Origin of the sequence: Micromonospora sp. 067-2 (assembly GCF_046549295.1) — a bacterium.
Classification (GTDB): Bacteria; Actinomycetota; Actinomycetes; order Mycobacteriales; family Micromonosporaceae; genus Micromonospora.
Genome location: NZ_JAJPWB010000001.1, coordinates 328070 through 345633, shown reverse-complemented (window position 1 = coordinate 345633; position 17564 = coordinate 328070). Strand labels below are relative to the sequence as shown.

Below are 17564 nucleotides of genomic sequence, written 5' to 3'. Positions count from 1 at the left end.
ACCGGCAGGACCCCCGCCGTTGCCGGGAACGGCGGGGGTCCTGGTGTTCGGAGCGTCAGACCGCGAACAGCGCCGGACCGTCCAGCGCCGTGACCTCGGCCGGGCGCAGGGCCAGGGCGAGCACGTCGGCCACGTCGGCCAGGGTGTGCACGGTCAGCGCCTCGCGCACCTCGGTCGGCAGGTCGTCCAGGTCGGGCTCGTTGCGGGCCGGGATGATCACCTCGGTGAGGCCGGCGCGGTGCGCGGCGAGCAGCTTCTGCTTCACCCCGCCGATCGGCAGCACCCGTCCGGAGAGCGTCACCTCGCCGGTCATCCCGAACTCGGGGCGGACCGGGCGTCCGGTGACCAGCGACGCCAGCGCGGTCACCATCGTGATGCCGGCGCTCGGGCCGTCCTTGGGTACCGCGCCCGCCGGGAAGTGGACGTGGATCCGGCGCCCGGCCAGGACGTTCGGGTCGATGCCGAACCGCCGCCCGTTCGAGCGCAGGTACGACAGGGCGATGTGTGCCGACTCCTTCATCACGTCACCGAGCTGGCCGGTCAGGGTCAGCCCCGGCTCGCCCTCCATGCTGGTCGCCTCGATGAAGAGCACGTCACCACCGGCGCCGGTGACGGCGAGACCGGTGGCCACGCCGGGCACGGCGGTGCGCTCGGCCGACTCCGGGGTGAACTTGGGCCGGCCCAGGTAGCCGGTCAGATTCCCGGTGTCGACGCGTACCGGCGTCGGGTCGGTCGCCAGCCCCACCGCGACCTTGCGCAGGATCTTGGCCAGGGCACGTTCGAGTTGCCGTACGCCGGCCTCCCGGGTGTACTCCCCCGCGATCAGCGCCAGGGCCTCGTCGGCGACGCTCACCTCGTCGGGCGTCAGCCCGGCCCGCTCCCGCTGCCGGGGCAGCAGGTGGTCCCGGGCGATGGCGACCTTCTCGTCCTCGGTGTACCCGTCGAGGGTCACCAGCTCCATCCGGTCCAGCAGCGGGCCGGGGATGGACTCCACCACGTTCGCGGTGGCCAGGAAGAGCACGTCGGACAGGTCCAGGTCGACCTCCAGGTAGTGGTCCCGGAAGGTGTGGTTCTGGGCCGGGTCGAGCACCTCCAGCAGGGCGGCGGCCGGGTCGCCGGCGTAGCCGGCGGCCAGCTTGTCCACCTCGTCGAGGAGCACGACCGGGTTCATCGAGCCGGCCTCGCGCAGCGCACGCACGATCCGACCGGGCAGCGCGCCGACGTAGGTACGCCGGTGGCCGCGGACCTCGGCCTCGTCGCGCACGCCGCCGAGCGACACCCGCACGAAGTTGCGCCCGAGAGCCCGGGCGACGGACTCGCCGAGGCTCGTCTTGCCCACTCCGGGAGGTCCGGCGAGGGCGAGCACCGCGCCGGAGCCGCGACCGCCGACCACGCCGAGGTTGCGCTCGGCGCGCCGGTTGCGCACCGCCAGGTACTCCAGGATGCGGTCCTTCACATCGGCCAGGCCGGCGTGGTCGGCGTCGAGCACCGCCCGGGCCGCGCCGAGGTCGGTGTTGTCCTCGGTACGCGTGCCCCACGGCATCTCGAGCACGGTGTCCAACCAGGTACGGATCCAGCCCGCCTCCGGAGAGGCGTCACTGGCCCGCTCCAACTTGCCGACCTCGCGCAGGGCCGCCTCGCGGACCTTGTCGGGCAGCTCGGCGGACTCGACCCGGGACCGGTAGTCGGCCGAGCCGTCCGGCTCGTCCTCACCCAGCTCCTTGCGGATCGCGGCGAGCTGCTGGCGCAGCAGGAACTCCCGCTGGGACTTCTCCAGTCCCTCGCGGACATCGCTGTTGATCTGCTCGGTGACCTCCTGCTCGGCCAGGTAGTCCTTCACCCAGCCGACCAGCAGCTCGAGCCGGGCGGTGACGTCCGGCGCGGCGAGCAGTTCGGTCTTCTGCTCCAGGGTCAGCCACGGCGCGTAGCCGGCCGAGTCGGCCAACTCGGAGAGGTCGGTCATCCGCTCCACCGCGTCGATGACCTGCCAGGCGCCCCGCTGCTGGAGCACGGAGGTCACCAGGGCGCGGTACTCACGGGCGAGTTCCCGGGCACGTCCGGCGGGAGCGGGTTCGTCGAGTTCGGTCGCCTCGACCCAGAGGGCCGCGCCGGGGCCGGGCACGCCGGAGCCGATCCGGGCACGGGACAGGCCACGGATGACGGCGGCGGGCTCGCCCTCGGGCAGCCGGCCGACCTTCTCGATGGTGGCGACCACGCCGACCGGGCCGTACTCGCCGTCGATGCGGGGCACGGCGAGCAGCCTGCGGTCGCCGGACGCGCGGGCTGCGTCGACCGCGGCCTGGGTGGTCGGGTCGAGGGTCACCGGGATGACCATGCCGGGCAGGAGCACGGCGTCGGTCAGGGGAAGTACCGGAAGAGTTGCCATCGAACACCTGCTATCACGTTGAGTTGAGCGTGTCTCACTCAAGTAACAAAGCGTTCCCCTTGTTCCGAGGTGTGACCCAGGCCACTCGATCCGCCGGAGCAGGATCGCCCACCACATTCAAGGCCCTCTTCGCGGTTTTGCTCAGCCGCGCAATCGCGACGCGCCGAAATGAAAAGGACGCATATTGTTGCGGTTTCCCCGGGTGGTGGGTCAGACTTTGGACACATCCCGCCACACACAGGGAGTAATCGGCAATGGCGAGAAAAGTAATCACGGTGCTGACCGACGACCTCGACGGTGGGAAGGCAGACCGGACGGTCGAGTTCAGTCTCGACGGCGTGGCCTACACGATCGACGTCTCGGACGAGAATGCCGGCGTTCTGCGCAAGGCTCTGGATCCGTACATCAATGCGGGTCGGCGGATCGGGCGAGGTCCGGTGGAGAGCACTCGGACAGTCCGGCGGCCGGGGCGACCCAGCGGTGCCGGAATGGATCGGGAGCAGAACCGGGCCGTCCGGGAATGGGCCATCAAGAACGGCTACAAGATTTCCGAACGGGGTCGCATCCCGGTCGAGGTGGTCGAGGCGTACAAGAAGCGCTGATCGAACGACGCACAGACGGGGTCCCGCCAAGAACGGCGTGACCCCGTCAGATTGTCCGCGGCCGTCTTTCCGGCCGACACGGCGGCGGCCGGTCACCCCGGGCTGTTCGCCCCGGGCGACCGGCCGCCGCTGGTCGACTCAGAATCAGTTGACCTCGATGCGCACCGCGTCGAAGGCCGGGGTCTGGTTGGCGCGTTCCATCATCGGCAGCCGGTGCGATCCGTCGCCAGCCCAGACCGCGCACTGCGCGGTGCCCGACTCCGGCAGACCCGGGATCTGGATGGTCACCTCGTCCGGCTGGGCGCCTCCGCGTCCGTCCTCGGTGGCGACGAAGAACGCGGGCACCTCCTGCGGCTCCGGCGGGGCGGTCAGGCTGTCCAGCATCCGGCAGGCCGTGTGGAAGTGGCCACGGACCAGACCCTGGTCGTTGAGCAGCGAGCTCTCCACGTAGTACCCGCCCTGACCAGCCGCGAGGAAGCGGTCCCGGATCAGGTTGCGGGTGCTGACCCGCAGGGTGAAGGCCTGGTTACGGCCGACCTGTCCGGGGAACTGCGTGATCAGCAGCGACGGGTTGTTGGCTGCCGCGCCGACCTCACCGAACTCGGTGCTCACACAGCGGTTGCCCTTCTGGAAGCCGTCGTGCGCCTCGAGCTGACTCTTGTCGCAGTCGTTGGCCAACACGCCGAGACCGGCGCCGGGGGCGTTACCGCCGTTGTTACCGCCACCGTTGTTACCGCCGTTGTTACCGCCACCGGTGTTACCACCATTGTTGCCGCCGCCGGTGTTACCACCGTTGTTACCGCCACCGTTGTTACCGCCACCGTTGGTGCCGCCGCCCGTGTTGCCGGTCGGCTGCACCTGGCACTCGGCGAGCTGCGCGAGCCCCTGCGGGCGTGGACCCGCGCGGTCGATGGCGATCGTGATCCGGTCCAGCACCGCGCGTCGCTTGGCGGCCAGCGGTTGCAGGATCGAGTTGCGGATGAAGGCCTCGCCCTTGCTGCCCTCGGCGGCGAGCCGGCGGTCGGCCTCCGCGATCTGACTCTGCAACTGCGCGAGGTTGCGATCCACCTCGGCCCGGGCCCGGGCGGGCACCTGCGGCAGCTTCGCCGTCACGTCTGGGCAGGCGACGGCAGAGCCGGTGCCCGTGGTGCCGTCCTTACCGTCCTCACACTCGGCGACCGACTGCTGCCCGTCACCCCAGTGGTTACGTACCCAACGACCGTTCTGCCAGGTCCGGGTGGTCGAACCGTCACCGGTCGGCGCGGTCGCGCCCGGGCTCGGCTGTACGCACTGCCCCGAAGCCGGCCGCGGCTTGTTCGTCCGCCGGTCCTGAGCCGACGAAATCTGGGTCACGGCGACAACTCCGCCGAAGACCACGAGCGTGCCGACAACGGCCAGCAGACGCTTGCTCCGCGCGTTACCGGATGACCGGCGCGCCCGTGTGGACCTGCGCATCGAATTGCTCTCCTTCTCGATCCGGTAGTGGATTCCTGCCCTCGGCGGACCGACGGATGTGAGATGGCACGCCACGGCGACGACACCGCGACCTACCCGGTAACGTGTCGATGGCCGACGATGCCCTTTCCGCATCGCCTGCCGCGTCCGGTCGACGCGGATGGGGAGATCCTGTTCATTCGCGCAGGAGTACGGGACGGCGGCCGGGAAGGTTCAACGGCGCACGGAAAAATGCCGCGACGCGGCGGGGAGCCGGTGCGGAGAGGGTTCAGCGGGGAAAACGGGTGGCGGTCAGTCGGCACACAGGTGGTCGAAGGCGAAGCCACCCACCAACTCGTGCCGGCGCCGGCTCAGCGCGACGATCTCGGCGGTCAATTCGGCCCGCGGCAGCAGTTGCGGTTCAGCGGTCTCCGCTGCGCGCAGCCGGTCCCCCACGGCGACCGTGGCGAGGTCCTCGGCCAGCCGGGCCGCGTCGACACCGCAGGAGAAGCGGTGTTCGGTCACCGACACCCGCTGCACCAGGCACGCGTCGGGGCGTACGTGCACCCAGCTCCACCCCTGCGCGGGGCCGTCCGCCCAGCGCACGTGCAGACCCCGCACGATCGGGTCGGCCAGCCGCCGCGCCACGTACGCCTCGACAGCCGCCGCACGGGTCAGCGCGCCGAGGTCGTTGACCGGTCCGGGGCGGCCGTCCGGCAGCCGCCCGAGGATGTCCCGGAAGCCCACCGGGGCGGCCTCGTCCCCGGACGTGTTCCCGCCGGCCTCGCCCGACGCGTAGGTTCGCGCGTCGATGACGTACTCCACCAGGCGTCGGCCGTGCTCGGCCGCTCGCAGCGTCGACGAGCCGATGCGCAGCACGGGCAGGCCGACGGCGGCGCTCACCGCGTCCTTGAGTCGTTCGGCGCGCTGCTCCGCCGATCCGACCGGGGCGATCGGGCCGATCTCGACCGCGACGGTGGGCCGACCGCTGTCGGCGGCGCAGATCACGAAGTCGAAGGCGGCTCGGCTGGCCGAACTCCACTGGCTGCCGGTGACGCCCGGCGGACGCCCCTGGACCAGCTCGCTGAGCCGGCGCGCCGGGTACACGCGATGGCCGGCGCGGGTGAGCAGCGCATCGTCGGCGGGCGTCGCCCGCAGCCAGCCGCGGTCGTCACTGACGGTGCTCGTCATCTGCCTGATCCATCCGCCGGTCGGTCGCGCCGGGCCGAGTCTAGGTGGTCGATCGTGGCGCGCGGTCCCGGCGGTCGCGGGTTACTCGGCGGCGCCCATCACCAGGCCCTCGATGGTGTGTTTCTGCCGGATCGGCTCCAGCCGCTGCACGACCGGGCAGGGCAGGTGCGCCCGGACCAGCTCGGGCAGGCTCTCCCGGTAGCCGTGGGTGACGGCCATGTCGTGGTGGGCCGCGTTACCAGCGCCGGGCGCGTCCACGCCGAGCACGAGCACCGGACGGGCAGACCGGGAGACGTTCGGGGTGCCCCGGTGGATGGTCAGCGCCGATCGGGCGGAAATGTACCCGCGCTGCGGGTACTTGCGCACCGCCCGCTGCTGGTAGCGGGGGTGGCGCTCCCGCGGCGGGAACATGCCGTGGTCGAAGTCGACGCCGTCGTCCCACTGGGTGCCCGGGGCTATCTCGAACGGCCCCATCTCCTCCACCGTGTCCACGGTCGTCAGGTTGAACGCCAGCGAGGTGAGCCGGCGCTGTCGCCGGGTCTCTCCCGGCATCGGGAAGTCCCGGTGCCAGGGCTGCATGGCCGCCCCGGGGAAGGGGATGTCGAAGCCCAGCTCGACGATCTCGTACTCCGGGCCGAGGACCGCCCGGCAGACCGACACCACCCATGGATGGGTGACCAGCTCGACGAAGCCGCGCAGCTGCTCCGGGTGGATCTCCACGTACCAACGCTGCGGGCCGCGACCGACGGCCCCGTCGGGGCGCGAACGCGCCTCCTCGAACGCGGCGAACACGTCGTCGCCGACCCGCTCGACCCAGGCCGGGTCGAAGGCGGCCCGGCAGGCCGTGATGCCGTCGCGGTAGAGGTCACCGAGTGCCTCGGTGGGTACCTCGTCGTCGCCGGCGGGCGCAGGGTTGGCGACGGGTGCCGCCGCGACTGGGGGAACGCGCACTGAGGGCCTCCTCGGGATACCCAGTGAGCCTTACAACGTTGTAGAAGCGTGTCAAGGGCGGTCCGACGACGCCAGCGCTGGATCGCCGTGACCGGGATCACAGGAAAACCGCGTTCCGGAGGCCCCCGCCCGGTGTATCCAGCGGGGTCGCCGGTAGCGGGCCGGCCGGGAGGTCACCATGTCGCGACAGCAGTTCGGCAGCCTCGCCGACAGTGGTCCGGGCACCCGCCCGCGCCAGACCGACCACCCTCGCCGACCTCGCCGGGCCGGTGATCCGACCATCCTCCGGCGACCCCGCGCGGATCGGACCGGGCGGCACCACCGACTCCCCCAGCGGCCCGTCGCCACCCGGCCGTCCGCCCCTCCCTCCGGCTCTTCGCGAAGGATCGGCACCGTCGGCGGGAAACTGAGCACCGGCAACAGTCGGCGCGTCAACGCGGAACGGCGGGTGCGCGGTGTCACCGGGGCGCCGGACGTCGCGAGGATCGCGGCCGACGCGGCCGGCCAGGTGCCGGGCGTGTCCGGTGCCCATCCATCCTCCGTGCGACTGGGCGACCGGTCCGTTGGCCTCGACCTGCACCTGGTCACCTCGTACGGGCACAGCGTGCCCGCCGTCGCCGAGGCGGTCCGGGGGGTGGTCGCCGACCGGATAGCCGCTGAAACCGGGCTCACCGTAGCCGCGGTGACGGTCACGGTGGACGACCTGCTCGTTCCCGGCGCGGACGGCGCCGGGACGAGGCCACCGGCCAGACGGCCGGAGGCTGACATGCGGACAGCCAACCGGGTCGCCACACTGCTGCTGGCTGCCGCCCTGCTCGCCGGTGGCGCGCTGCTGGCCGTGCAGGCGCTACTGGTCACGATGGGCCGTCCGACGCCACTGCTCGCCCCACCCGGCTGGTACGACGCGCTGACCGGCACCCGGTGGCGGGACCCACCGGTCCGGGTGTTCGCCGGCGGGGTGGTCCTGCTGGGGCTGGCCATCCTGGTCGCCCAGCTGCGCCGCTGGAGGCCGGTGGGTCTGCGCGTCGACGAACGGGACGGCTGGCACCTGCACCGCCGCTGTCTGGAGCGCCGGCTGGCCGAGACGACGGACACCGTGCCAGGCGTACGCCGAGCAAGGGTGCGGGTCCGGCGACGAGGCGACCAGTGGCGTCCCCGGGTCCGCGCCAGCGGTGACCCGGCGGCACACGCCGAGGTCGAGTTCGCGGTGCGCCAGGAGCTGCAGCGACTCGCCGCGCCCGGCACCGGCCAGGTCGACATCCTGCTGCGGTCCGGTGGGCGGCCCTCGTGAGCGACGCCGCGCACCGACTGTTGTGGACCATCATCGCGCTGCTGCTGGTGGCGGGTGGAGGCGTCGCGCTCGCCGTCAGCTTCGGCGAGCTGCCCGTCGGCGACCCCGGCGCGGTACTGCTCGGTGCCGGGCTGCTGAACCCGTGGCGACTGGCGGCGCCATGGAGCACCCTGGCGGCGGCGGTCGTCGGAGTGCTGCTCGCCCTCGCCGGGCTGCAGCTACTGAACCGGGCGCCGCGCCGGCCCGACCGGGCACTCCGGGGCATCCTGAGCCACCCCGGGCGCCGGCCCGGCCGCACCCGGCTGGCCGCCGAGGTCCTCACCCGTGCGCTGGAACGCGACCTGACCGGAAACGCCGGTGTACACCGCGCCCGAGTGATCCTCTCCGGCACACCGCCGCGCCCCGATGTGTGGATCCGGGTGGACATGACGGCCGACGCCCGGGCCGCTGGCGTACGCGAGCACGTCCACGACGCGGTTCGCCGGTTCGCGACGACCGCCGACTGCCAACCGGCGCACCTCGACGTGACCGCCCGGATCGAACCCGGCGGACCCTGACCCTCGCCGAGCCGGCCCCCCGGGCATGATCGGTACCGGGACGGGGAACGGACGGAGGTGCGCGGGATGCGCGTGGTGTCACTGGTGCCGTCGCTGACCGAGGCGGTGGCGCTGACGCTGCCGGAGGCGCTGGTCGGCGCCACCGACTGGTGCAGCCATCCGGCCGGGCTGGACGTCGCCCGGGTCGGCGGCAGCAAGTACCCGGACCTGGACCGGGTGCGCGCCCTGCGGCCGGATCTGGTCCTGCTGAACGAGGAGGAGAACCGCCTCGCCGACGCGGAGGCGCTGCGGGCGGCGGGCGTACCGGTGCGGGTCACCTATCCGCGAACCGTTGCCGGCGCACTGACCGAGCTGGCCGAGCTGCTGACCGAGTTGGGTGCGCCGACGGAACCACCCTGGCTGCGGGCGGCTCGCCGGGCGTGGGAGGCCCCGCCCCGACTCGCGCCGCCGCGCAGGGTGGTGGTGCCGGTCTGGCGTCGACCATGGGTGGTGCTCGGCAGCGACACCTTCGCCGGTGACGTGCTGCGCCGGCTCGGCGTGGTCAACGCGTACGACCAGCAGCCCGAGCGCTATCCCCGCCCGAGCCTGGCCGACCTGCGCGAGCGGAAGCCGGAGCTGGTGGTGCTGCCCGACGAGCCGTACCGGTTCACGGCCGACGACGGGCCGGAGGCGTTTCCCGGCGTACCGTGCGCCCTGCTCTCCGGGCGGCACCTCACCTGGTACGGCCCGTCCCTGGCCGAGGCGCCCGCCCTGCTGGCCGGGCAGCTGTCCCGGGCGGTCTGAGCACGGCGGGTCAGAGGTCGGCCGGTCCGCGTCGGGCAGCCAGGGTGCTGACGCCGATCGACACACCCAGGGTCAGCACCACCACCGCCAGGGTCAGCCAGATCGGCAGCTTGCCCACCGGCGTTTCCGCGAGGATCAACTTTCCGCCCGCGAAGGCGAGCAGCAGGGCCAGACCGTAGCGCAGATAGCCGAAGTGCCGCAGCAACCCGGCGAGACAGAAGTAGAGACTGCGCAGCCCCAGCACGGCGAACGCGGTGGCCGTCCAGACCAGGAACGTGTTGGTGGTGATGGCGAGGATCGCCGCCACCGAGTCGATGGCGAAGACCACGTCGGTGGCCTCGATGGCGACCAGTGCCACCAGCAGCAGGGTGGCTCGGCGTCGGCCGTCGACGCGGACGGTGAACCGGTCGCCGGAGTAGCGGGCGTCGGTGGGCACCACTCGCCGGAACAGCCGGACCACCAGGTTGCGCTCCGGGTCCACGTCCGGTTTTCCGCGTACGGCCAGCCGCCAGCCGGTCCAGATCAGGAAGGCGCCCAGCACGAACGCGGCCCAGCTCAGCCGGTCCAGCAACTCCGCGCCGGCGAAGATGAACAGCAGCCGGAACGCGAGCGCGCCCACCACACCCCAGAACAGCACCTTGTGCTGATAGCGGGGCGGCACCCGGAAGTAGCCGAAGAGGAGGGCGAAGACGAAGACGTTGTCCACCGAGAGCGCCTTCTCCAGCAGATAGCCGGAGAAGTAGGCGACGGCGGGACCGCCGCCGAGCCCGAACCAGACGACCAGCCCGAACAGCAGGCCCGCGGTGATCCAGACGCCGCTCCAGAGCAGCGCCTCGCGCAACTCGACGACGTGGTTGTCCCGATGCAGGAACACGTCGACGGCGAGCATCACGGCGATCACCCCGCCGACCGCCGCCCAGGCCCACAGCGGCACCGCGACCGTCGCCTCACCCACCCGGCGCCCCCCGCGTCGACCATGGCGCGCCGCCCGCTAGCCCGCCGGCCGGCCGCTCCCGAGCCTAGGCGAGCGCCCTGACCGGCGTCGGCGCTCCCGGTAAGTCGGCGTCCGCGCCGGGCGGCGGGTCCGCCGCACATCGGTGGGGTGCGATCCGGCAGGATCGACGGTGACCGGACACATCACCCGACACGGCAGGAGATCCCCGCATGAACCAGGCAGCAGGCGCCCGATCCGGCAAGCCCGAGGTGGGTCCGATCGAGGGTGCGCCGCCGGCCGACCTCGTGATCGAGGACGTCACCGTGGGCGAGGGCCCGCAGGCCCAGCCGGGCCAACTGGCCAGCGTGCACTACGTGGGCGTGTCGCACTCCACCGGCGGCGAGTTCGACTCGTCCTGGAACCGCGGCGAGGCGTTCGAGTTCCCGCTCGGCGGCGGCCAGGTCATCGCCGGCTGGGACCAGGGCGTGGTCGGCATGCGCGTGGGCGGCCGCCGCCGCCTCACCATCCCGCCGCACCTGGGGTACGGCGACCGCGGCGCGGGCGGCGTGATCAAGCCCGGCGAGACGCTGGTCTTCGTCGTCGACCTGCTCGACGTGCGCTGACTGAACCTCGGGGGGCCGCCGGTCGACGCCGGCGGCCCCACCACCACCGGGCCTGAGGCACGGGCGGCCGACATGCGCGGGTGCGCGGTGCCCGGGTCAGGTGGGCGCCGCGACGGTCGTCAGGCGGCCAGCGCCAGATCCGGAGTCGTGGGAAGCCGGGCGGCCTCGACCACCCGGCTCGGCTCCAGCACCGGCATCACCCGGTGCAGCCCGGTGGCGCGCAGCACCCGGGCCACCACCGGGGTGGGATCGACCAGGACCAGCTCGCCGCCCCGGGCGCGGACGCGCAGGTGCGCGGCGAGCAGGGCACGCACCCCGGCGGCGGAGAGCAACCGCAACTCGGACAGCTCGAGGCGCAGAACCGGACGGGCCGGCGCGGACCACAGCGCGGACCGGAACGCGGCCACCGTGGCGATGTCGACCTCGCCGGTCACCCGCACCCGGACCACCTGGTCACCCACGCTGACCTGCACGTCCAACCGATCGCTGTGCTCTTCCATACCGACGAATCTAGCCCTCACCCCCGACAGTTCCGCCCCTCGAGGACGTGATTCCGGGTACGCCCAGGGTCAACCCCGAGGACGTCGGGATCCCCCTGAGGGTGGCCGGCCATGGTGTGCTCCTCGGTCCCGCCTCCGGTAACCCACCCGCCCGGCGCGAGCCCGACCGACCGCCGCGAGGCCGGCGCTGTCTGACCGGCGGCCGCCGCGCCGCGGCGACGCATCGACCTGGCGGCATCGGCGTTGGAGAATGCGACGATGCTGATCCCCCGGCCACGACCGCCCCGGCTCATCCGGCCCGTCCGCGAGGCGGCCACCGTTCCACCCCCGCTCACCGGAGCGTGGGCCGCCACCGACCGCCGGCTCGACGACGTCGACCTCCTGCCGTTGCCCGACGGCGCCGTCGGGCCCGAGGACGTGCTTGTCGACCCGACCGGGCGGGTGATCAGCGGCGACGAGGATGGCCGGCTGTGGTGGTGGCCGGTCGACGCGCCGGCGGGCACCCGACCCCGGCTCCTGGCGGAGACCGGCGGCCGACCGCTCGGCATCGAGGTGGACCCCTCCGGCGAGTCGCTGGTGGTCTGTGACGCCTACCGCGGACTGCTGCGCGTCACGCCCGACGGCGTCGTACGCGAGCTGACCGGGACGACGCCCCCGGTGCACCTGGCCAACAACGCGACCGTGGCCCGCGACGGCACCATCTACTTCACCGACTCCTCCGACCGGTTTCCGGTGTCGCACTGGAAGCGGGACCTGCTGGAGCACCGCCCGAACGGCCGGGTGCTGGCCCATCACCCGGGCAGCGGGCGCACCGAGGTGGTGACCGAGGGCCTGTACTTTCCCAACGGGATCGCGCTGACCCCGGACGAGTCGGCGTTGATGCTGGTGGAGACCACCACCCACCGGCTGCTCCGGGTCGAGTTGGGCGGCGGGGTGCGGGTGCTCGCCGACCTGCCCGCGTATCCGGACAATCCCTCGGCGGTGGGCGACGGTACGTACTGGATCGCCCTACCCAGTCCCCGGGTCCCGATCGCCGAGCGGCTCCTGCCGCATCCCCGCCTGCGCCAGCTCGCCGCGTTGCTGCCCGACGCGATGCAGCCGCAGCCCCAGCGTTACGGGCTGGTGGCGCTGGTCGACGGCACGGGAGGTGTCCTCCGCCGTACGCTGCACGGCCCGGCCGGGCACTACTGGATGATCACCGGGGTACGCCAGCACGGCGACCAGCTCTGGTTGGGCAGCCTGATCGGGCCCGGAGTGGCCCGGGTGCCGCTGGACTGAGAGGCCGGGCCCTCGGCATACGGCTCCGGGGCCGGCCCCTCGATCCTGAGAGGGCCGGCCCCGGAGTCTCGTCTCAGCGACCGCTGACCGAGGGTGCCGGTGCGGGCGACCCTCCGGCCACCGCGCCCGGGTGCGCCGGGGCGACCGGTGCGGGCCGCAGCCCGGGCGGCACCGGCAGGGCGCTGCCCCGGGCGAACTCGTCCCAGCTGACGTTCCAGGCCGTCCAGCCGTTGCCCGCCTGCAACTGCACCTCGGTGCCCTTCACGGTGACCAGGTCACCGACCTGGGTCACGCCCATCAACCACTCCGCCGCGGTGGCGGCGACGTTGGTGCACCCGTGCGAGACGTTGGTGCTTCCCTGGTCGCCCTCGGACCAGGGAGCGGAGTGGATGAACTCGCCACCCCAGGTGAGTCGCTGGGCGTCGTCGACGTCGACCACGTAGCCGCCGTTGGGCTCACCCCGGGTGTCGAAGGTGGTCCGCTCGTGCTTCTCCATGATCACCATCTTGCCGCTCGAGGAGGGCGTGCTCGACTTGCCCAGGCTGACCGGGATCCGGCGGATCTGTTTGCCGTCGCGCAGCACGGTCATCTGCTTGGTGTCGTTGTCGATCTCCAGCGCGACCTGTTTGCCGATCGTCGAGGTGGCGGTCCGGTCTTCGTCGCCGACCCGGTCCTTGCCGATCGGCAGTCCCTCCAGGCCAGCCCGAACGCTGATCGTGGTCCCCGGACGCCAGAAGTCGGGCGCCCGGTAATAGACCTGACTGCCATCATCCAGCCACGACCAGGCACCGGGCTGAGGCGGATTCGTCTTCACGAACAACCGGCGTTGGACGTCGGCCCTGGCCTCTTTGGGAATGCCCGGGTCGAACGCGACGGTTACCGGCATTGCCGTGCCGTACGTCTGGTTACCGCTGAAATACAGGGTGCTGGTGATCTGCGGTTTGGTGGATGTCGCCATGGTGGTGAACGTGGTGGTGCGACTCGCCGTGGCACCGGAGTCGCCGGTCGCGGTCACCTCGACGGTGTAGGTCCGCTTCGCCTGCAGTGGCGTGCTCGGCACCCAGCCCGAGCCATCCTCGCGCGGCTCTGCCTTGACCTGCTTGCCCTTGTCGTCGGTGAGCCGGACGGCGGTGATCCGCCCGCCCTTGACCGCTGTGCCCACCTCCGCGCTGACCGGCACCTCCCGGGCCTTGTCCCCCGGCGTCACGGTGAGTTCCGGCGCAGCGGCGTGCGCCTTGCCCGACGCCGGGCCCCGGTCGGCGGTGCATCCGCCCAGAACCAGCGGTGCGGCCGCGATGGTTACCGCCAACAGCGTCACTCGCCGCCTCAACGTCATGTTCAGTCCCCCCATTTTCGACGTCCCTCGGCCCCATTCTTGCCGCCTCGACCGGGGTGCCCATCCGATTCGGAAATAATCTGCGGCGCATTTATCGGTGCATTCTCCGATGGTGCGCCGCCTGGTCGAGCAAAGGCGGAACGAGCCCGTCCTGCGCGTCACACGCCAGTCCGGCCGACCTCGACCTGCCCGGCCGCACCGTCCCGTCCGACCTCCGCAACGTGGATCTAGCACGTTTAGCGGCCTTTGTGCGGTTCTGGCTTCGACAGGGGAAGCACTCCGGGTCCACTTTTGTCGGCCGAGGCGAAACTTCTGGTGATCGCGGCCGAGCTTTGCCTTCGTCCGGAGGTAAGGGTAGGGTCGCGATCTAGATAGAAAGTTGCCCATTCGTCGATCAGCTTGCCGCCGCCCCGCCGGGTGGCCGCGTCTCCGCTCCCGACAGGTCCGGGCCGCACCCCACGCGCCGTCCGTCATCGTCCCGCCGGATCCCCCATCCGGCCGGTTCGGCGCGTCCGGAGGCGGCAACCGGTCGACCTCAGCCGACGGCGCTCCCGCCGTCAGGAAGGGACCACCACCATGGATCCACAGCTGACGCCATCGGAACCGCTACCAGAATCCGGGCCGGTCAGCCGGCGCGGCGTGCTCCGCGCCGCGACCGCTTCCGCCGCCGCACTCGGCGCCGCGAGCCTGCTCGCCAGCCCCGCAGCCGCCGCGTCGGCCGGGCACTCCCACGGCCGTCGCCGGGTACCGGTGGACCGGATCAGCATCCAGCTCTACACGCTGCGCGACCAGCTCGCCGCCGACCTGCCCGGCACCCTGGACGCGCTGCGCCGGATCGGCTACCGACGGGTGGAGCACGCCGGCTTCGTCGGGCGTACCGCCGCCGGGTTCCGGGCCGCGCTGGACGCGGCCGGGCTGCGGGCCACCTCCGGGCACACCGGGATTCCGCAGCCGTTCAACGCCGCCACCTGGGAACGCGCCCTCGCCGACGCGAACGTGGTGGGCTCCAAGAAGATCGTCCACCCGTACTTCGGTCGGGACGCCGCCGGGCGACCGATCCGCGACCCCGCCGTCTACCGGGCCCTGGCGCGGGACCTCAACCAGGCCGGCCGGCTGGCCGAACGCGCCGGGCTGGACTTCGGCTACCACAACCACCAGCTGGAGTTCGTGCCGTTGACCGGTGGCTCGACCGGCTTCGACATCCTCGCGGGGCAGACCGACCCACGGCTGGTCCACTTCGAACTCGACCTGTACTGGAGCTGGCGGGGCGCACACGACCCGGTCGACGTGATTCGAGCCCACCGCGGCCGGATCCGTCAGGTGCACGTCAAGGACCTCGACGTGGAGGGCGGCTTCGCCGACCTCGGGACCGGCGTCATCGACTTCGGCCGGATCTTCGCCCACGAGCGGGAAGCGGGCATCGAGGAGTACATCGTGGAACGCGACGACGCGGGCACCCCGCCGCGCGCCCCCGCCGATGCCCTGGACACCGCAAGGGTCGGCTTCGACTACCTCGCCTCACTCCGGTACTGACCACCAATCCTCGGGGGACGACCTGATGAACAGGACCGCATTCGTGTCCGCCCTGCTGCTGGTGACCGCAGGCCTGGCCGTGCCACCGGCGGCGGCGACCGCCGCGCCGGCGCCGGCGGCCGCGCCACCGGACAGCAGCTTCCAGAAGGTGACGCTGAACGACTTCCCCGGTGAGCCGATGAGCCTCGCCGTCCTGCCCGACCTGCGCGTGCTGCACACCTCCCGCACCGGTGAGGTCCGCATCCACGACCCACGAACCGGGCTCAACACCCTGGCCGCCGACATCCCGGTGTACGAGCACGACGAGGAGGGGCTGCAGGGGGTCGCCATCGACCCGAACTTCGCGACGAACAAGTGGGTCTACCTCTACTACTCGCCGCCGCTGAACACGCCTGTGGACGACCCGGCCACCCCCGCCGTCAACGAGGGGGACGCGCCCCTGGTCGGCACCGAGGCGGACTGGCAGCGGTTCCGCGGTGCCCTGCGGCTGTCCCGGTTCAAGCTCGACGGGATGAGGCTCAACCTCAGCACCGAGCAGCAGATCATCGACGTGCCCACCGACCGGGGCATCTGCTGCCACGTCGGCGGTCAGATCGACTTCGACAGCAAGGGCAACCTGTACCTGTCCACCGGCGACGACTCCAACCCGTTCTTCTCCGACGGCTACATCCCGATCGACGAGCGGGCCAACCGACACCCGGCGTTCGACGCCCAACGCACGTCGGCCAACACCAACGACCTGCGCGGCAAGCTGCTGCGCATCCGGGTGCAACCCGGCGGCGGCTACCAGGTGCCGGCCGGCAACCTGTTCAAGCCGGGCACCGCGCAGACGCGCCCCGAGATCTACGCGATGGGGCTGCGCAACGCGTTCCGGTTCGCCGTCGACCGGCGCACCGACAACGTCTACCTGGCCGACTACTCCCCGGACGCCTCCAACCCGAACCCGGAGCGCGGCCCGGCCGGCCACGGCCGGTGGATGCTGATCGACAAGCCGGCGAACTACGGCTGGCCGTACTGCGTGACGCCGGACATCGCCTACCGCGACTACGACTTCGCCACCGGTGCGTCCGGCAAGACGTTCAACTGCACGCGCCCGGTCAACGACTCACCCCGCAACACCGGCAAACGTCGACTGCCGCCGGTCGAGCAGCCGCAGGTCTGGTACCCGTCCGCCGCCTCCGGCGAGTTCCCGCAGTTGGGCACCGGTGGAATCGGGCCGATGGGCGGCCCGGCGTACGACTACGACGGGACGAGCACCTCACGGACCAGGTGGCCCGCCTACTACGACGGGGTGCCGTTGTTCTACGAGTGGACCCGGGACTACATCAAGGAGTTCCGCCTCGACTCCGACGGCGACGTGCGCGACATCCGGCCGGTGGTGCCGTCGACGGTGGTGGACAACCCGATGGACATGGAGTTCGGCCCGGACGGCGCGCTCTACGTGCTGGAATACGGCGACGGCTACTTCGCCGAGAACCCGGACGCGCAGCTGTCCCGGATCGACTTCGTCCGGGGCAACCGGACACCCGTCCCGAAGGTCAGCGCCAACCCGACCGCCGGGCAGGCGCCACTGACCGTGGCGTTCTCCAGCGCCGGCACCACCGACCCGGACGGTGACGCGCTGCGCTACGCATGGGACTTCGACGCGGACGGTTCGGTGGACAGCACCGACGCGAACCCGACCTGGACCTTCCAGAAGAACGGGTCGTACACCCCGACGCTGAAGGTGACCGACCGCACCGGACGGTCCGCCGCGGCCACTCTGCCGCTGCTGGTGGGGCCGCGCGCGCCGATCGTCCAGTTCGTCGCCCCGGTGGCCGGGCAGCCCTTCCAGTTCGGGCAGACGGTCGCGTACCAGGTGCAGGTCACCGACGACCTGCCGGTGGACTGCTCCCGGGTGAAGGTGACCTACGTGCTCGGGCACGACGAGCACGGGCACCCGCTCTCCACGGCGACCGGGTGCTCCGGAACGATCACCACGTTCGTGGACGGTGGGCACAGCGGCGCGGACAACCTCACCGCGGTCTTCGTCGCGGAGTACACCGACGCGCCGACCGAGCCGGGCGTACCGGCACAGTCCGGCACCGCCACGGTGGTGCTGGACCCGACCCCGGTGGCCGGTCTGGCCGGCTGACCACCCGTCGAACGCGGCGGCGGTCCGGGGC

15 protein-coding genes are annotated in these 17564 nt (G+C 72.1%); 8 read left to right on the top strand and 7 right to left on the bottom strand.

Going from position 1 to position 17564, the window contains the following annotated elements:
* Positions 1 to 55: 55 nt before the first annotated feature.
* The gene (gene lon / locus ACLJN9_RS01585; RefSeq protein ID WP_410809145.1) at positions 56 to 2386 is read right to left on the bottom strand and encodes an endopeptidase La; all 2331 of its coding nucleotides are present in this window, start codon (positions 2384 to 2386) and stop codon (positions 56 to 58) included.
* 254 nt (positions 2387 to 2640) lie between these two features.
* Here lon and ACLJN9_RS01580 point away from each other — a divergent pair, with 254 nt between their 5' ends.
* The gene (locus ACLJN9_RS01580) at positions 2641 to 2988 is read left to right on the top strand and encodes a histone-like nucleoid-structuring protein Lsr2 (protein ID WP_410809144.1); all 348 of its coding nucleotides are present in this window, start codon (positions 2641 to 2643) and stop codon (positions 2986 to 2988) included.
* Between the two features lie 144 nt (positions 2989 to 3132).
* On the opposite strand, the gene ACLJN9_RS01575 is transcribed toward ACLJN9_RS01580, so the two are convergent.
* The 3 genes from ACLJN9_RS01575 to ACLJN9_RS01565 all read right to left on the bottom strand — a co-directional run bounded on the left by ACLJN9_RS01575 (position 3133) and on the right by ACLJN9_RS01565 (position 6564).
* Positions 3133 to 4443: a hypothetical protein gene (locus ACLJN9_RS01575; protein ID WP_410809143.1), complete on the bottom strand. Its 1311-nt coding sequence runs from the start codon at positions 4441 to 4443 to the stop codon at positions 3133 to 3135.
* Positions 4444 to 4734: 291 nt separating this feature from the next.
* Positions 4735 to 5613 (bottom strand): DUF2726 domain-containing protein, encoded by an 879-nt coding sequence (locus tag ACLJN9_RS01570; protein ID WP_410809142.1) that lies wholly within the window; start codon positions 5611 to 5613, stop codon positions 4735 to 4737.
* Positions 5614 to 5694: 81 nt separating this feature from the next.
* A complete protein-coding gene (locus tag ACLJN9_RS01565) occupies positions 5695 to 6564 on the bottom strand; it encodes a phytanoyl-CoA dioxygenase family protein (protein ID WP_410809141.1) in 870 nt (289 codons plus the stop codon).
* Positions 6565 to 7012: 448 nt separating this feature from the next.
* Between ACLJN9_RS01565 and ACLJN9_RS01560 the strand changes: the two genes are divergently transcribed.
* From ACLJN9_RS01560 to ACLJN9_RS01550, 3 genes are all read left to right on the top strand, one after another.
* Positions 7013 to 7855 carry an Asp23/Gls24 family envelope stress response protein gene (locus ACLJN9_RS01560; RefSeq protein ID WP_410809140.1) on the top strand — a complete coding sequence of 281 codons (843 nt, stop codon included), beginning with the start codon at positions 7013 to 7015 and terminating at the stop codon, positions 7853 to 7855.
* Positions 7852 to 8412, top strand: coding sequence for a hypothetical protein (locus tag ACLJN9_RS01555; RefSeq protein WP_410809139.1), 561 nt, complete (start codon positions 7852 to 7854; stop codon positions 8410 to 8412). The genes ACLJN9_RS01560 and ACLJN9_RS01555 overlap by 4 nt, the downstream gene beginning before the upstream one ends.
* Positions 8413 to 8478: 66 nt before the next feature.
* Positions 8479 to 9195, top strand: coding sequence for a helical backbone metal receptor (locus tag ACLJN9_RS01550; protein WP_410809138.1), 717 nt, complete (start codon positions 8479 to 8481; stop codon positions 9193 to 9195).
* A gap of 10 nt (positions 9196 to 9205) precedes the next feature.
* Here ACLJN9_RS01550 and ACLJN9_RS01545 read toward each other — a convergent pair whose 3' ends face one another.
* Positions 9206 to 10084: a TerC family protein gene (locus ACLJN9_RS01545; protein ID WP_410809520.1), complete on the bottom strand. Its 879-nt coding sequence runs from the start codon at positions 10082 to 10084 to the stop codon at positions 9206 to 9208.
* A 275-nt stretch (positions 10085 to 10359) separates the two neighbouring features.
* On the opposite strand from ACLJN9_RS01545, the gene ACLJN9_RS01540 reads away from it, so the two are divergent.
* Positions 10360 to 10752, top strand: coding sequence for an FKBP-type peptidyl-prolyl cis-trans isomerase (locus ACLJN9_RS01540; protein ID WP_410809137.1), 393 nt, complete (start codon positions 10360 to 10362; stop codon positions 10750 to 10752).
* A 119-nt stretch (positions 10753 to 10871) separates the two neighbouring features.
* Here the strand turns inward: ACLJN9_RS01540 and ACLJN9_RS01535 are convergent, their stop codons facing one another.
* Positions 10872 to 11252 (bottom strand): STAS domain-containing protein, encoded by a 381-nt coding sequence (locus ACLJN9_RS01535; RefSeq protein WP_410809136.1) that lies wholly within the window; start codon positions 11250 to 11252, stop codon positions 10872 to 10874.
* 258 nt (positions 11253 to 11510) lie between these two features.
* Here ACLJN9_RS01535 and ACLJN9_RS01530 point away from each other — a divergent pair, with 258 nt between their 5' ends.
* On the top strand, positions 11511 to 12530 hold the full coding sequence (locus ACLJN9_RS01530; RefSeq protein ID WP_410809135.1) for an SMP-30/gluconolactonase/LRE family protein: 1020 nt from the start codon (positions 11511 to 11513) through the stop codon (positions 12528 to 12530).
* A gap of 73 nt (positions 12531 to 12603) precedes the next feature.
* Here the strand turns inward: ACLJN9_RS01530 and ACLJN9_RS01525 are convergent, their stop codons facing one another.
* Complete coding sequence (locus ACLJN9_RS01525; protein WP_410809134.1) at positions 12604 to 13866, bottom strand: Ig-like domain-containing protein; 1263 nt, start codon at positions 13864 to 13866, stop codon at positions 12604 to 12606.
* A 576-nt stretch (positions 13867 to 14442) separates the two neighbouring features.
* Here ACLJN9_RS01525 and ACLJN9_RS01520 point away from each other — a divergent pair.
* The gene (locus ACLJN9_RS01520) at positions 14443 to 15399 is read left to right on the top strand and encodes a sugar phosphate isomerase/epimerase family protein (RefSeq protein WP_410809133.1); all 957 of its coding nucleotides are present in this window, start codon (positions 14443 to 14445) and stop codon (positions 15397 to 15399) included.
* A gap of 25 nt (positions 15400 to 15424) precedes the next feature.
* Positions 15425 to 17533 carry a PQQ-dependent sugar dehydrogenase gene (locus ACLJN9_RS01515; RefSeq protein WP_410809132.1) on the top strand — a complete coding sequence of 703 codons (2109 nt, stop codon included), beginning with the start codon at positions 15425 to 15427 and terminating at the stop codon, positions 17531 to 17533.
* The last annotated feature ends 31 nt before the right edge of the window (positions 17534 to 17564 follow it).